Below are 15,143 nucleotides of genomic sequence, written 5' to 3'. Positions count from 1 at the left end.
AACGGGAACGGCGGAGATCGACATCGGGCGAAAAATTCCTCCCGGTCTTCTGCCGAGAGCCGTATCGGCATAGAGTTTCAGTTCAACCCCTTTCAGTGGAAATTCTTTTCCAGATCGAACGAGGACTCGATGAAGAGACGCATCGCCGCCACCGCCGCGGCCGCCCTGCTCCTGCTGGCGCTCCCCACGACCGCCGGAGCGGCCCCCGACGAGGAGCCGCTGACCCGGTACGTCAAGGACACCTCCGGCGCCTATGGCTACGGCACGGAGCCCGTGTACACCTATCCGGGATCCGGCGAGCAGGTCGCCATTCCCACGACGCTGACGCCGGAGAACCGCCGCTTCTCCAGTGCCTGGGTCGGCACGATCGGCAACCTGAACTTCGGCAAGCCCGCGGATGCGGCGGACTTCGACGCCCGCTACGCGACGGTGCTCGACGACTTCGCCTCCTGGAACATGAACGCCGTGATCTTCCAGGTGCGTCCGCTGCTGGACGCGTACTACCCCTCGGCGCTCAACCCGTGGTCCGAGTTCCTCACCGGCACCCAGGGCGCCGATCCCGGGTACGACCCGCTGCAGCGCATGGTGGAGGCCACGCACGCGCGCGGCATGGAGTTCCACGCCTGGTTGAACCCCTATCGCGTGACCAACGCGAAGATGACCTCGCCGGGGATCCTCGCGGCCCTCGGGCTCACCGCGGACGAGGTGAAGGCGCTCTCGATCCCGCAGTACATCGCGGCACTGAACGACGCCGGCATCCTCGCCGACGACAACTTCGCCGTGCAGCACCCCGACTGGGTCCTGTCGTTCGAGGAGAAGCTGTTCCTGGACCCGGGCCAGCCCGAGGTCCCCGCGTACGTCGCGGCCACCGTCGCCGAGATCACGGAGAACTACGACGTCGACGCCATCCACTTCGACGACTACTTCTACCCGTACCGGATCACCGTCGACGGCCAGAACGTGTTCTTCGGCGCGCAGGGCGAGGACCGCGCGACGTTCGAGGAGTTCGGCCTCACGGCGGGCTATCCCGACACCGTCGCCGGCATCGAGGCGTGGCGGCGCGACAACATCACGGGTCTGATCACCCTCGTCGGCGACGCGATCGACGCCGGCAACGCGGCGCGCGGCACTGCCGTGCAGCTCGGCATCAGCCCGTTCGGGATCTGGGAGCACAAGGCGCTCGACCCGGCCGGGTCCCACACGCCGACCAGTTCGTCGCAGACGTACAGCCAGGCGATCTTCGCCGACACCCGCGGGTGGGTGCAGGACGAGCTGATCGACTACATCGTGCCGCAGATCTACTGGAGCTTCGATCAGGCCGCCGCCCCCTACGGGGAGCTCGCGCAGTGGTGGAGCGACGTGGCAGCAGGCAGCCGCACCCAGGTCTATGTCGGCCACGCGCTCTACAAGCACGTCAACAACGGGGGCTGGGAGCAGGCCTGGATGAACCCGGAGGAGGTGCCGAACCAGATCCGGTACAACCAGAAGCTCGACGGCATCGAGGGCAGCGTCCTGTTCAGCTACAACGACATGAAGCCGAGTGACCTGGCCGCTCTGCCCGCGGATCAGCAGCCCAAGCACGAGGCCAAGAACACCGCGATCGAGCTCCTCGAGGGCGAGGCCTTCGCCCACCCCACGCTCGTTCCGGCCAAGCCCTGGCTCTCGGACGGACAGGTGGCAGCCCCGGCGGCACCCGAGATCGTCGACGGCGAGCTCCGCTGGCAGGCCGGGGACGCGCAAGAGGCCCGCCAGTATGCGATCTATCGCGGAACCGGTGATCCGGCGCAGATCGTCGCCACGCCGGGCGCACTGGTGGACACGGTCTGGGCAGGCGGCGCGGCGTCGCTCCGCTTCCCCCTCCCCGCCGACGATGCCCCCGCCGCCGCGCGCGCCGCGACGGAGACCTGGGTGGTGACCGCGTTGGATGCCGCCGCCGTCGAGAGTGGACCGGTGGCTGTCGCGGTGGACGAGCCGGTGGACCCGACCGATCCGGGCACTCCGACGGATCCGACCGGACCGACGGACCCCGGCAGCCCGTCGAACCCGGGCGCTGCGGGTGAGGACGGCGTCACGGCACCCGGGAGCGGGGCCACGCGTGGCGAGCGCGGTGATCTCGCGACGACGGGTGGCGATGCCCCCATCGTCGCTCTGCTGCTGGGCGGCCTGCTGCTGGCTGCCGGCTCCGTCACCACGGTCGTGGCCGCGCGCAGACGCCGCACGCGATGACGCCAGCGACCGCCGGGAGTCGCTCGCGTCCTCCCGGCGGTCGCGACGGTCGGGTTCAGCGGCGCCGCGACGGCGCCTGCACGGCGGCCGCGATGGTCGCGACCAGTGCATCCGCGGAGCGCTCGGGACTCCACGCCGCAGCGACGGCCGGCGCTTCGACACGCAGCGCCGCCAGACGGTCCGGGTCGGTCAGCAGTCCCCGCAATGCAGCACCCAGCGCACCGATGTCTCCCGCGGGGACGAGAACGCCGCCGCCCGCGCCGAGAACGTCGCGGATGCCGTACCGCACGTCGTAGGACACCACCGGCGTGCCGTGCAGGAGCGCCTCCACGATGCCGAGCGGCTGCCCTTCGAACGCGGTGGAGGTGACCAGCACGGACGCCCGGTCGAGCACGGTGGCGGAATCGTCGGTGTAGCCGCAGAGATGCACGCGGTCCGCGACGTCGAGCTCGGCGATCAGTGCCGCCAGCCGCTCCTGCTCTGCTCCCGTGCCCCAGATCTCCATCCGGGAGCCCGGCACGTCCGCCTCGACGAAGGCGCGGATGGAATGGTCGATGCGCTTGCCGGCCGCGAGCCGACCCAGCACGACCACGAGGCCCTCCTCGCGCAGGTCGTCACGGCGCTCGACCGGCGCGATGGGGTTCGGCACCACGACATGGTTGGCGGCCTCACCGAACCGCGCCACGACGTCGTCCCGCTGCGTAGCGGTCGGCCAGATGACCGCATCGAAGCGGTCGGCGAGGCGGAACCAGCGCGTCCAGAGCGTGTTCAGGCCGGCGTCGGGAGTGTAGGGCGCCTCCACGTGCATGGTGTGGATGGGGTGCAGGATGCGCACGCGCGGGTCGCGCCAGTCGGCGATCAGCTCTCCGAGCTGGCGGGACTCGCAGATCACGACGATCGGACGCTCCCCCAGCGCCGCCGTGATGTGGGCCAGCCAGGCACCGTAGAGTCCGCGGAAGCCATGCAGCGCGCCGACGACCGCTCCGCTCTCGTCGTAGACGAGGACAGGCTCGTCCGTGAGGTGCCAATCCGGGTTGCCGGGGATGACGGGAAGGGCTGCGAAAGGCCGTCCCGCGGGATCCGCGAGCACGCGGTACTCCCGGTCAGGGTCAGCCGTCACTGCGGCATCCGCGGCGTCACGCAGCCAGGCGGCGGCTCCGCCCTGCGGTGCGACGGCCTCGTCGAAGAGGTTGCGCAGTCGATCGGGGTCGGTGAGCGCACCGCGCTCCGCGAAGACGCGGCGGTGCTCGGCGTGGTCGGCGATCGTCCCCGGATCGAAGGTCAGCAGCTGCGGACCGGCGCCGTCCGCCGCGCCCGCGGCAGCGAGCATCCGGGCGCGCGCGAGCGTGGCGATCGTGTAGCCGCCGTCCAGACCCGGGATCAGGCGGCTGGACAGCACCAGGTACTCGGCGTCCGGGAGGACCGGCGCCGAGACCGGGGGCATCGCGCCCCCTACTCCCACTCGATCGTCCCCGGCGGCTTCGACGTCACGTCGAGCACGACGCGGTTGACGTCGCGGACGCCGTTGGTGATCCGGTTCGAGATCTTCGACAGCACGTCGTACGGCAGGCGGGTCCAGTCGGCCGTCATCGCGTCCTCGCTGGAGACCGGACGCAGCACGATCGGGTGGCCGTAGGTGCGGCCGTCGCCCTGCACGCCCACCGAGCGCACGTCGGCGAGGAGCACGACGGGGCACTGCCAGATCTCCTGGTCGAGACCCGCCTTGGTCAGCTCCTCGCGGGCGATGGCGTCGGCCTCACGCAGGATCTCGAGACGGTCAGCGGTGACCTCACCGATGATCCGGATGCCGAGGCCGGGCCCCGGAAACGGCTGGCGCCCGACGATCGCCTCGGGGATGCCGAGCTCGCGGCCGATCGCGCGGACCTCGTCCTTGAAGAGGGCCCGCAGCGGCTCGATGAGCTCGAAGTCGAGGTCGTCCGGAAGACCGCCCACGTTGTGGTGCGACTTGATGTTGGCCGTGCCCGCACCGCCGCCCGACTCCACCACGTCCGGGTAGAGCGTGCCCTGCACGAGGAACTTCACCGGGGCGCCGCCGTCGGCCTTCGCCTCCTCCACGAGGTCGAGCTGCACCTTCTCGAACGCGCGGATGAACTCGCGGCCGATGATCTTGCGCTTCTCCTCGGGGTCGGTCACGCCCTGGAGGTGACCGAGGAAGGTCTCCGCGGCGTCGACCGTGATGAGCCGCACACCGGTGGACTCGACGTAGTCCTTCTCGACCTGCTCGCGCTCGCCCTTGCGGAGGAGACCGTGGTCGACGAAGACGGCCGTGAGCTGGTCGCCGATGGCCTTGTGCACGAGAGCGGTCGAGACGGCGGAGTCCACGCCGCCGGACAGCGCGGAGATGACCCGGGCGTCGCCGACCTGCTCGCGGATGCGCTCGATCTGCTCGGCGATCACGTTGTCGGGGTTCCAGTCGGACGCGAGGCCCGCACCCTTGTGGAGGAAGTTCTCGAGCACGCGCTGACCGTGATCCGAGTGCTTGACCTCCGGGTGCCACTGCACGCCGTAGAAGCCGCGCTCCTCGTTCGCGAAGGCGGCGACCTTCGTGGCCTCCGTCGTCGCGAGCACCTCGAAGCCCTCCGGTGCCTTCGCGACCTGGTCGCCATGGCTCATCCACACGTTCTGCTCGGTCGGCTGCCCGCTGAGCAGCGTGCCGCCGTCACCGGAGATGACGGCATCCGTGGCGCCGTACTCGCGGAGGCCGGTGTGCGCGACCTCGCCGCCGAGGGTCTGGGCCATGTACTGGAAGCCGTAGCAGATGCCGAGCGTGGGGACGCCGAGGTCGAAGACCGACGGGTCGAGCTTCGGCGCGCCCTCCTCGTACACCGACGAAGGTCCGCCGGAGAGGATGATCGCGACGGGGTTCTTCGCGGCGATCTCCTCCGCCGTGGCGGTGTGCGGCACGATCTCGCTGTAGACCCCGGCCTCGCGCACGCGGCGGGCGATGAGCTGCGCGTACTGCGCGCCGAAGTCGACGACGAGCGCGGGGCGCTGCTGGGTCTCGGACTGTTCGGTCAACGGACACCTTCCGGGGCGATCGCGGAGGCCTCGGCGGCCTCTCGGGTGGCGAGATAGGTCTTGACTTCACGGGCGACGACCGCCTCCATGAAGAACGACAGCAGCGGCACGACGCCGCCGAGCGCGAGCAGGATGAACCGCGGGAAGCGCCAGCGCATCAGGCTCCACATGCGGAAGCACGCGAAGAGGTAGACGACGTAGAACCAGCCGTGGGCGACGAGGATGAACAGCGAGATGTTGAAGCCGTCCCCGAGGGAGGTCATCTCGCACGAGTTCGTCCACGGCGCGAACAGCGACCACCACTGGCAGTCCGGTCCCGCGATGACGCCGGCGAACCAGAGCGGGCCGCCCGATCCTCCGGCGAAGAGCTCGAGGTGGATCGGCGTGTACTTCAGCACCATCTCGGCGAGCAGCAGGAGCAGCATGACTCCCGTGATGATCGACGCGATCTGGTAGAACTTCAGCGCACCGCGGATCGCCGGAAAGCTGGCGACTTTCGGTTCGGGCATGCCCCCAGTCTAGTCGGCGGCGGGCGACGCCCCGACCCCGCGGGAACGACGGAGGCCGCCGGGTCGCCCCGACGGCCTCCGCCTCGTCATCCGCCGCTCGGCATCAGAACCATCCGGTCAGGAGGTCCCACAGCCAGTCGACGATGTCCTTGATGATTCCGCCGATGCCGCCGGCGCGGTTGACGGTGACGGTGGCCGTGGCCTCGTCTCCGTCGGCCTGCGCCACCGCGACGGTGTACTTGCCGGGCTGGGCGTTCTTCGGCACCGTCACCGAGGTGCTGAACGTGCCGTCCTGACGGACCTGCACCGTTCCCACCTGGACTCCCTGGCCCTTCTTCGGCCGGAGCTCGACCGTGACGGTCTCGCCGGGCTGGTAGCCCGTGCCCGTGACGTCGAGCTTCTTGCCCGCGGCCACCTTCGAGGAGCCGAGCGCGATGGTCCCCGCGAACTCCTCCTCGCCGGCGATCGTGAACGGCACCTGCACCGTCGTGCCCGTGGCCGGGACCTCGACCGTGAGCTGCTGCTCACCGAACACCCCGGACGGCACCGTGAAGGTGAGGGTGGCGCGGCCGCCCTCGTCGGTGGTGTCCACGATGGTCGGGTCGACCGTGCCGGCCGCGAGCTGGGTGTCGCCGAGCGACAGCGTGACCGCTCCCGGGGCCGCCTCGCCACCGCTGAACGCCAGCGAGGAGAGCGAGACCGTCACCTGGTCGCCGGCGCGGTAGCCGTCGGCGTCCGCCGGGCTGACGGTCACACCGACCGCACGCTGGGCGAGGTCCGGCGAGGCCGTCTTGTTCGCGTCGAACCAGTCGACCATCGACTGGAGGTCGATCTTGCCGGTGTCCCGCTTGCCCGCGCCCTGCTTGAAGGTGGCGAAGTTGTCGCCGCCCGCCGCGAGGAAGGAGTTCGCCGCCACCGTGTACTCCCCGTTCGGGTCGATCGCGGTGCCGTTCAGCGTGATCGAGGTGATCCGCGAACCCGCGGGCGCCGTCGGATCGTAGGTGTAGACCAGGCCCTCGGAGACGCCGAGCTTGAGGAACGGTCGCGCCGAGCCTGCCGGCTGCCACTGCTCCTCCAGCACGCCCTTCAGCTGCGTCCCGGTGAGGGTCAGCGTGACCAGCGTGTTGGCGAACGGCTGGACGGTCGCCGCCTCCCGATAGGTGACGTTCCCGTCGGGATCCTCGGCGTTGCTCGACGCGTAGGTCAGGTTGGCACGGATGCCACCCGGGTTCATGAGCGCGATGTCCGCACCCGTGGACCACTTCTGCACGTCGGCGACGAAGTTGCCGATGGTGGACTCGCCACCGCGGTTCTCCGAGCCGTTGGACTGCCGCGCGCGGTTGAAGTCGGCGGTGATGTCGCCCACCTTCACCGCTCCCAGCACGTCGGCCTCCGCCTTCGCCTTGGCGACGATGGCCTGCACCACCGGCACCGCCGGGTACAGCGGCTTGCCGGCGGACGTGAGGGGCTTGATCTCGTTGGTGATCGAGAGCAGCTCCTTCGTCTTCGGGTCGACCTGGATGTTCATGAGGCCGAGGTTCTCGCCGTACTGCCCCGCCGAGACGACCGGTCGGCCGTCGATGACGTGGTTGTAGGCGAGGTGCGTGTGCGCCGAGACGATCGCATCCACGTCGTCGTCGACGCCGTAGACGATCTCGCCCAGCGGCGAGTCCTCGGTGATCGCAGACAGCGCGGTGCTCTCCGCGCCCTCGTGCACGAGCAGGATGACGACGTCCGCCTCGCCGTTCGCGGGGTCACCGTCGCGCAGGTCGTCGGCCACCGCGTTCACGGAGTCGACGATGCTGCGCACCTCGAGATCCGCGATGCCCTCGGGCGAGACGAGCGAGTCGAGATCCTCCGTGACGGCGCCCACGAAGCCGACGCGCACCCCGTCGAGCTCCTTGACCCAGGCCGGGGCGAGCGCGGGCTCACCGGTCTCCGTGAGGAACACGTTCGAGGAGATGTACTCCCAGTCCGCGCGCTCCTGCACCCGGTCGCGCAGGTCTTCCCAGCCCTGATCGAACTCGTGGTTGCCCGCAGCGCTCACGTCCAGACCGGCGGCGTTGAGCGCGTCGATCGTGGGGTTGTCGTCGTTGATGAACGAGGTGAACGTCGAGGCCCCGATCAGATCGCCGGCTCCGGCGAAGATCGTGTTCGGGTTCGCCGCACGGAACTGCTGCACCGCGCCGGCGAGCACGGCGGCCCCCGCCGCAGCCCCGTCGGCCTCGATGCGGCCGTGGAAGTCGTTAACCGTCACGACGTCGATGTTCACCGGCGGGATCTCCGACGAGACGCCGACGATGATCGGGTCGTGGTCGCTGGACCGGTACGGGGTGCCCTCCTCGGTGGCGCCGAACGCGTAGCCGCGATCGCTCCACTCCGGCGAGTTGATGCCCCAGACGCCGGCGCCCGTGATGGAGGGGGCGAGCGACGGCGACGCGATCACGTGGTCGAGCGAGCCGAGTTCTCCGTCGAACGTGTAGGTGTACTGCCCTGCGGCCTTGTCGGCGGCCACGTCGCTCCACCCCTGCGAGGTGAACACGTCGATCGGGTCTTCCTGCCCGTAGGCGTTGAAGTCGCCGATCAGCAGCATGTCGCTGCTGCCGCTGGTCTCGGCCAGCTCGTCCGTGAAGGCGAGGACGGCCTGCGCCTGCTTCACCCGATCGGCGTTGAAGAAGCCCTGGCCGTCGGCCGGCTCCGCCCCGGCGCCCTGCGGCGGGGACTTCGACTTCAGGTGGTTGGCGACCACGGTGACCACGCGGCCGTCGATGTCGAACGCCTGCGCGATCGGCTCGCGGGCGTTGCCCCACACGGACTCGTCGGTGACGGTGGCGCTGTCGCCCACCGTGCTCACGGCGTCCTTCTTGAAAATGATCGCGTTCGTGATGTAGTCCGTCGTCGCCGGGTCCTGCAGGGCCTTCGGCGTGCGGACGTAGTCCCACACGTCGGAGCCCGCGTCGGCGTTGAGGCCGGCGACGAGGTCCTTCAGAGCGGTGTCGACGGGCTTGCCCAGCTTGACCGAGTTCTCGATCTCCATGAGCGCGACGATCTCGGCGTCGAGGCCGTTGATGGCCGAGACGATCTTGGACTTCTGGATCGCGAACTGGGCGGCGTTCGCCGCGCCGCGGGCGTCGGCGTTCTCGCTCTTCAGCGTCGTGAAGTAGTTGTAGACGTTGAACGACGCCACCTGCGCGTCACCGCCCACCTCCGGGGCCTTCTCGGGGCGCGGGTTGGTCGCCTCGAAGGTGACCTTGCGCTCCGCCGGGGACGCGTCGTCGATCGGGACGACCGGCTGCAGCCGCCAGTCGTCGAAGCCCCACTGGAGCACGTAGCCGTTGGACCCGAAGTCGACGGTGTCGCCGTTGCGGACCACCGTGTCCTCCGTGAAGTACGGCTGCTGGCCCGGGTGGCCATTGTTGGTCACCTGGATGGACCAGGCGTCGTCGAGCAGGATGCGGTTGGCGCGGTTCTCGGCCGCGATGGCGGCGGCGTCGGCCCCGGGACGCGTGGTCTCGGTGCTCTTGACGTTGAGGTCGTCGCCGGCGTTCAGCCACAGCGTCCCGTAGTTGTAGAGCTGGTGGCTCGACGCGAGCCGGTACGTGCCGGTCGGAGCGACGTACATGTTCTCGTACTGCTCACGGTCGGCACCGCGCACGGTGTCCGGGAGCGGAGTGAGGGCGGGCACGCCCACACCGGCCGTGACGACCGAGACGTCGGCCACCGCGGCGGGAGCGATCTGGGTCTGACCGAAGTACTCGCTCACGGTGCCGGTCACCGAGACGAGGTCGCCGATCTCGAGCGTGGGCGCAAGCGCGTTCAGGAAGACGAACACCCCGTCCGAGGCGCCGGGGGTCGCGTCGTTGTCGCCGCCCGAGCCCTGCGTCTGGATCACGATGCCCTTGTAGCCGCCGGTGCGATGGTCGGCGGTGACGACACCCTCGACGCGGACGCGCTGTCCGGCGAGCGGCGAGACGTCGCCGGTGCCCTGGACCTCGGCGATCGTGGCGGTCGTGGGCTGCTCGCCCGGCTCCTCCCCCGGGTCGGTGCCGGGGTCGGTACCGCCGGAGTTCTGCGGGGTGATCGTCGCCGACAGCGTGAAGTCGGCCTTGTTGTCGTCCGCGTCGGCACCCGCGGTGCGGTTCAGCGACCGGACGTCGGTGTTGCTCGAGGGGGCGGCGGCGGCCGCCGTCTCGAAGGTGTTCGAGGTGCCGTAGCCGAGGAGGTCGATCACGCCGTCCGCGCCGACCGTCGAGCCGGGGGTGAGCGTCACCGCGGCGGTGCCCTCGACGAGGGCCAGGGTGCCGTTGGTGCCGCTCGGGCTCAGCGTGGTGGTGGCGTCGGGCGTGGGCAGCGCAGCACCGTTGGTGCCGTTGCTGTTCCCCTGCACGAGGAAGTAGCCCCCCGCGGGGATCGTGCCCTTCAGCGGGGCGACGCCGTTGAAGGCGCCGGTCCCCGCCGCGGAGCGGTACTGCAGGGACATCCCGTCGAGGGTGACGGGCGCCGTCGTCGGGTTGTACAGCTCCACGAACTTGTTCGTGAACGCCGCCCCCGCGCTTCCGCCGGACAGGTAGGCCTCGTTGATCACCACCCCGGTGCCCTCGGTGTTCGCCGACGCAGGCGCGGCCACCAGCGAGCCGAAGCTCAGGGCGGCGACGCACGTCGCGGCGAGAGCGCCCACGCGCCCTCGGATTCTGCGGTGCGAGACGGGGGTCAGGGTCTCCCCGTGCTCAGGAGCGGACATCATCGGTGCTGTCTCCTCGATCGTGTTCCGGCGCTGCTCAGGACGCTGTCATCGCACACATCGGGAACTCCCAGCGTGCGCACATGGAGCGAGCTTACGGAGCGGTTCGGACATCCTCAACGGAGTTTCCCCATTGGTCATCCAGCGCTCACCGAATGGCCGCGACGCCCCCTGACGAAGGTTCACACGGAGCCGTCGCGGCGCGCAGAAGCGCAGCGTCAGCCGCGCGGATGCGCAACGGCCGTCAGACGGTCGCGGCCCCCTGCGCTTCGTCGAACTCCTCCACCTCGCGCTCCCAGGCGTCCTTCGCCAGGCGGTACCAGAGGTAGAACGCGAAGCCGGCGAAGATGACCCACTCGGCGGCGTAGAACACGTTGAGCCAGTTGACCGGCGACTGCTCGTCGGGCGCCGGGGACGCGATGTCGACGAGTCCCGCGGTCGCGGTCGTGGAAGCGAGGTACGGACGGTAGACGTCGAGCTGCTCGATGTCGTGCCAACGGCTCAGCAGAGCGGCCGGCGACATCCGGTCCAGCTGCTCCGGATCCGAGCGCGGCGGGACCGACGGACCCTCATCCGAGATGACGCGACCGGCGACCTCGACCACGCCTCCGTCCGCCTCGGCTTCCAGGCGCTCCACCGCGGCGTCGGCGGCCGCCCGATCCGGGGCCCAGCCGATGGCCACCGCCAACGACACACGTTCGTCGACGCGGAGCTGGCCGGTGACCCAGTACCCCTCCACGCCGTCGTTGAAGCGACTGCCCACGACGAGGAAGTCCCCGGGGACCCAGACGCCTTCGGTCTCCACGCGCTGTCCGACGAGGGGCTCGGGGAGGTACTCCCCCGGCGCGACGACGTCATCGAGCGGTCGGACCTGCTCGGTCGCCCCCGGCGCCGGCGGATCGGTCTCGATCGCCCGCTCCAGCTGCCACTGGCCGAGCCAGGCGAACACCCCGGCGACGACGAGGCACAGCAGCAGCATCGCGATCCAGCGTCCCCGCAGCATGACCTCACGGAGGGTCGGCGGGAAGGGAGCAGGCGCGGTCACGGTGATGCGGAGACCTCAGGCCTCGTACGGGGCCAGCACGACCTCCACCCGCTGGAACTCCTTGAGGTCGGAGTACCCGGTGGTGGCCATCGACTTGCGCAGCGCGCCGATGAGGTTCGCGGTGCCGTCGGCGACGGGCGCAGGGCCGTAGAGGATCTCCTCCAGCGTTCCGATGCCGCCCACCTCGACGCGTCGCCCGCGCGGGAGCTTGGGGTGGTGCGCCTCGGGACCCCAGTGGAATCCCTGACCGGGGGCGTCCGTGGCGCGGGCCAGGGCGACGCCGAGCATGACCGCGTCGGCGCCCATGGCGAGCGCCTTCACGATGTCCCCGGAGGTGCCGACACCGCCGTCGGCGATCACGTGCACATAGCGCCCGCCGGACTCGTCGAGGTAGTCGCGACGCGCGGCCGCCACGTCGGACACCGCGGTCGCCATGGGGGCGTGGATGCCGAGGGTGGCGCGGGTGGTGGACGCCGCGCCGCCACCGAAGCCCACGAGAACGCCGGCCGCGCCGGTGCGCATGAGGTGCAGGGCCGCCGTGTAGGTCGCCGCTCCGCCCACGATCACCGGCACGTCGAGGTCGTAGATGAACTTCTTGAGGTTCAGGGGCTCCGCCACGCTCGACACGTGCTCGGCGGAGACGGTCGTCCCCCGGATGACGAACAGGTCGACCCCGGCCGCGGCGACGGTGTCGTAGAACTCCTGCGTGCGCTGCGGGGTGAGGGAGCCGGCGACGGTGACGCCCGCCTCCCGGATCTCGGCGAGGCGGCGGGTGATGAGCTCGGGCTTGATGGGCTCCGAGTAGAGCTCCTGCATGCGCACGGTCGCGTGGTCCTCCGCGAGGCCAGCGATCTCGGCGAGCAGCGGCTCCGGGTCCTCGTAGCGGGTCCAGAGACCCTCGAGGTCGAGCACCCCCAGGCCGCCGAGCTGCCCGAGCATGATCGCGGTGCGCGGGCTGACGACCGAGTCCATCGGCGCACCGAGCACCGGGATCTCGAAGCCGAAGGCGTCGATCGTCCACGCGGTGGACACGTCCTCCGGGTTCCGCGTGCGCCGCGAGGGCACCACCGCGATGTCGTCGAACGTGTACGCGCGACGCGCGCGCTTTCCTCGGCCGAGCTCGATCTCCATGGTCACCCGTCCAGCCTACCCGGCGCCCGGCGGCCTCCGCGGCGGTCAGCGCGCACGCGCCACCCGCCGCTCGTCCCACACCGGCTCGTCGGACTCGTAGACCTCGCCGTCCGTGCCGAACACGAGGAACCGGTCGAAGGAACGCGCGAACCACCGGTCGTGCGTGACCGCCACCACGGTGCCCTCGAAGCGTCCGAGCGCCTCCTCCAGCGCCTCGGCCGACTCCAGGTCGAGGTTGTCGGTGGGCTCGTCGAGGAGCAGCAGGGTTGCGCCGGAGAGCTCGAGCAGGAGCACCTGGAACCGCGCCTGCTGTCCCCCGGAGAGCGATTCGAACGGCTGCTGCGCCTGACGGACGAGGCCGTACCTGTCCAGGGCCGAACTCGCCGCGTCGCGGGGCATGCCGTCACGGAGGTCGTCCCCGCGGTGCAGGATCTCCAGCAGGGTGCGGCCGACGAACTCCGGATGCGCGTGGGTCTGTGCGAAGAGCCCCGGCACCACGCGGGCGCCCAGCACCGCACGACCGGTGTGCGCGACGGGGGCGAGCTCCTCCGCGACCGCGGTCACGTGGCCGAGGGACGGATCCGGGTCGGTGCCGCCGCGGGCCAGCAGCCGCAGGAAGTGCGACTTGCCCGAGCCATTGGAGCCGAGCACGCCGACACGGTCGCCGTACCAGATCTCGGCGTCGAACGGACGCATGAGGCCGGTCAGCTCCAGCCGGTCCGCGACGACGGCGCGCTTGCCGGTCCTGGCGCCGCGGAGGCGCATGTCGAACTCCTGCGCCGGGGGTCGCTCTTCCGGCGGGCCCGCCTCCTCGAACTTCCGCAATCGCGTCTGCGCCGCCTGGTAGCGGGAGGCGAAGCCGTCGTTCGCAGACGCCTTGACCTTGAGGTTCGCCACCAGGACGCGGAGCTTCTCGTGCTGCTCGTCCCACCGTCGGCGCAGCTCGTCGAGCCGATCCATCCGATCGCTGCGCGCCTGGTGATAGGTGGCGAAGCTCCCGCCGTGCACCCAGGCGGTCGACCCCGCCGCGCCGGGCTCCAGCGTGATCAGCCGATCGGCGGCCCTGGCGAGGAGCTCGCGGTCGTGCGAGACCAGCAGCACCGTCTTGTCGGTGGCGCGCAGGCGCTCCTCGAGCCATCGCTTGGTCGGCACGTCGAGGTAGTTGTCCGGCTCGTCGAGCAGGAGCACCTCGTCCGGGCCGCGGAGCAGCGCCTCGAGGGCGAGCCGCTTCTGCTCGCCGCCGGAGAGGGAGGTGAGCTCGCGGTAGCGCGCCCGCTCGAACGGCACGCCGAGCGCCGCCACGGTGCACTGGTCCCACACGGTCTCGTGCTCGTAGCCGCCGGCGTCCGCGTACTCGGCGATCGCGGAGGCGTAGGCCATCTGGGTGTCGTGCTCGTCGCGGTCGATGAGGGCGTTCTCCGCGGCCTCCAGCGCTTCCGCGGCGGCACGGAGGCGCGTCGGAGCCACGCGCACGAGCAGCTCGTGCACGGTCTGGCCCGGCTCGCCGTGTCCGACGAACTGGTCCATGACGCCGAGGCCGCCGTCGATGGTCACCACCCCGTCGTCGGCCGGCTGCTCACCGCGGATGATCCGCAGCAGCGTCGTCTTCCCCGCACCGTTCGGTCCGATGAGAGCACTCGTCGAGCCCGCCCCGACCCGGAACGACACCTCGTCGAGAAGCGGTCTGCCATCGGGAAGCGTCAGCGAGATCCCGGATGCGTCGATGTACCCCACAGGCGTGGCCGTCCTTCCGCCCGCGGACAGCGAGCCGACCAGGCTATCAGTCCGCGCGGCTGCACAACGACCGGGACGAGCTACGGTCGTAACTGCTCGATGCGCCCGCCGTCGCCCCATGCCCGGTCCGCGGTCAGCACCGCCGCGTCCATCCGTTCGGCGAGCGCCAGGCACAACCGGGCTCCGAGAGAGAGCGCGGTGCCCCGAGCCCAGAGCGCTGCCGCCCTTTCCGCGTCGCGATGCGAGACGGGCTCGATCGTCAGACGATAGCTGAGGAGGAGTCCGGAGGCGATGCCCCAGTCGGCCCCGGCGGCGCGCACCTTCTGGGCCACCTCCGACCAGTTCGCCGCACCGATGACGCCGCCATCGAGAGCCTTCTCCACACGGGCGGCACCGGGCTCGTCCTGGAGAAATGCCAGCACAGCCGAAGCGTCGAGGACCCTCACGCCGCGTCGTCCTGCGCAGCGGCCGCGCGGCGCTCGGCGAGCAGAGCCTCCAGGAGACTCTGCCCCTCGAGCTGACGGCGGATCAGCGCCTTCGCCTGTTCGCGAGTGAGGAGGACGACGCCACCCTCCGCTTCGATCATCAGGAGGGGAACGCCCTGATCCCAGTGCTGCCGCGCGCGCAGCTCAGCCGGAATCACCAGACGGCCGCGGTCTCCCATCGGAGCGACGAAGGTGGTATCCATCGACCCACGATACCACTGCCCTTCCTCGCG

The 15,143-nt window shown here is 70.6% G+C and carries 10 protein-coding genes; 1 reads left to right on the top strand and 9 read right to left on the bottom strand.

Annotation, left to right across the window (positions count from 1 at the left end):
- Nucleotides 1-129: 129 nt before the first annotated feature.
- Entirely contained in the window at nt 130-2,226 is a 2,097-nt protein-coding gene (locus WFJ36_RS00270) for a family 10 glycosylhydrolase (protein ID WP_336642406.1), read from the top strand.
- A 55-nt stretch (nt 2,227-2,281) separates the two neighbouring features.
- On the opposite strand, the gene WFJ36_RS00265 is transcribed toward WFJ36_RS00270, so the two are convergent.
- The 9 genes from WFJ36_RS00265 to WFJ36_RS00225 all read right to left on the bottom strand — a co-directional run bounded on the left by WFJ36_RS00265 (nt 2,282) and on the right by WFJ36_RS00225 (nt 15,113).
- The gene (locus tag WFJ36_RS00265; RefSeq protein ID WP_336642405.1) at nt 2,282-3,670 is read right to left on the bottom strand and encodes a glycosyltransferase; all 1,389 of its coding nucleotides are present in this window, start codon (nt 3,668-3,670) and stop codon (nt 2,282-2,284) included.
- An 8-nt stretch (nt 3,671-3,678) separates the two neighbouring features.
- Complete coding sequence (gene guaA, locus WFJ36_RS00260; RefSeq protein WP_062635878.1) at nt 3,679-5,265, bottom strand: glutamine-hydrolyzing GMP synthase; 1,587 nt, start codon at nt 5,263-5,265, stop codon at nt 3,679-3,681.
- A complete protein-coding gene (locus WFJ36_RS00255) occupies nt 5,262-5,774 on the bottom strand; it encodes a DUF3817 domain-containing protein (RefSeq protein WP_060922041.1) in 513 nt (170 codons plus the stop codon). The genes guaA and WFJ36_RS00255 overlap by 4 nt, the downstream gene beginning before the upstream one ends.
- Nucleotides 5,775-5,877: 103 nt before the next feature.
- A complete protein-coding gene (locus WFJ36_RS00250) occupies nt 5,878-10,452 on the bottom strand; it encodes an ExeM/NucH family extracellular endonuclease (protein ID WP_336642404.1) in 4,575 nt (1,524 codons plus the stop codon).
- A gap of 307 nt (nt 10,453-10,759) precedes the next feature.
- Nucleotides 10,760-11,518, bottom strand: a complete 759-nt coding sequence (locus WFJ36_RS00245; RefSeq protein ID WP_083391655.1) for an SURF1 family protein — start codon at nt 11,516-11,518, stop codon at nt 10,760-10,762.
- Between the two features lie 57 nt (nt 11,519-11,575).
- Nucleotides 11,576-12,691, bottom strand: a complete 1,116-nt coding sequence (locus WFJ36_RS00240; protein WP_071327468.1) for a GuaB3 family IMP dehydrogenase-related protein — start codon at nt 12,689-12,691, stop codon at nt 11,576-11,578.
- 45 nt (nt 12,692-12,736) lie between these two features.
- Nucleotides 12,737-14,425, bottom strand: a complete 1,689-nt coding sequence (locus WFJ36_RS00235) for an ABC-F family ATP-binding cassette domain-containing protein (protein WP_336642403.1) — start codon at nt 14,423-14,425, stop codon at nt 12,737-12,739.
- 80 nt (nt 14,426-14,505) lie between these two features.
- The gene (locus WFJ36_RS00230) at nt 14,506-14,871 is read right to left on the bottom strand and encodes a type II toxin-antitoxin system VapC family toxin (protein WP_336642402.1); all 366 of its coding nucleotides are present in this window, start codon (nt 14,869-14,871) and stop codon (nt 14,506-14,508) included.
- On the bottom strand, nt 14,868-15,113 hold the full coding sequence (locus WFJ36_RS00225; protein ID WP_083391601.1) for an AbrB/MazE/SpoVT family DNA-binding domain-containing protein: 246 nt from the start codon (nt 15,111-15,113) through the stop codon (nt 14,868-14,870). The genes WFJ36_RS00230 and WFJ36_RS00225 overlap by 4 nt, the downstream gene beginning before the upstream one ends.
- Between the last annotated feature and the right edge of the window lie 30 nt (nt 15,114-15,143).

This window comes from Microbacterium sp. MMO-113 (assembly GCF_037148555.1).
Lineage (GTDB): Bacteria > Actinomycetota > Actinomycetes > Actinomycetales > Microbacteriaceae > Microbacterium.
This window is presented reverse-complemented; position numbering and strand designations above follow the sequence as displayed.

What these genes read in the sequence shown, in the direction of transcription:
- WFJ36_RS00270 (WP_336642406.1), top strand. Translation starts at nt 130, where the DNA reads ATGAAGAGACGCATCGCCGCCACCGCCGCGGCCGCCCTGCTCCTGCTG.
- WFJ36_RS00265 (WP_336642405.1), bottom strand. Translation starts at nt 3,670, where the DNA reads ATGCCCCCGGTCTCGGCGCCGGTCCTCCCGGACGCCGAGTACCTGGTG.
- WFJ36_RS00255 (WP_060922041.1), bottom strand. Translation starts at nt 5,774, where the DNA reads ATGCCCGAACCGAAAGTCGCCAGCTTTCCGGCGATCCGCGGTGCGCTG.
- WFJ36_RS00245 (WP_083391655.1), bottom strand. Translation starts at nt 11,518, where the DNA reads ATGCTGCGGGGACGCTGGATCGCGATGCTGCTGCTGTGCCTCGTCGTC.
- WFJ36_RS00240 (WP_071327468.1), bottom strand. Translation starts at nt 12,691, where the DNA reads ATGGAGATCGAGCTCGGCCGAGGAAAGCGCGCGCGTCGCGCGTACACG.
- WFJ36_RS00225 (WP_083391601.1), bottom strand. Translation starts at nt 15,113, where the DNA reads ATGGATACCACCTTCGTCGCTCCGATGGGAGACCGCGGCCGTCTGGTG.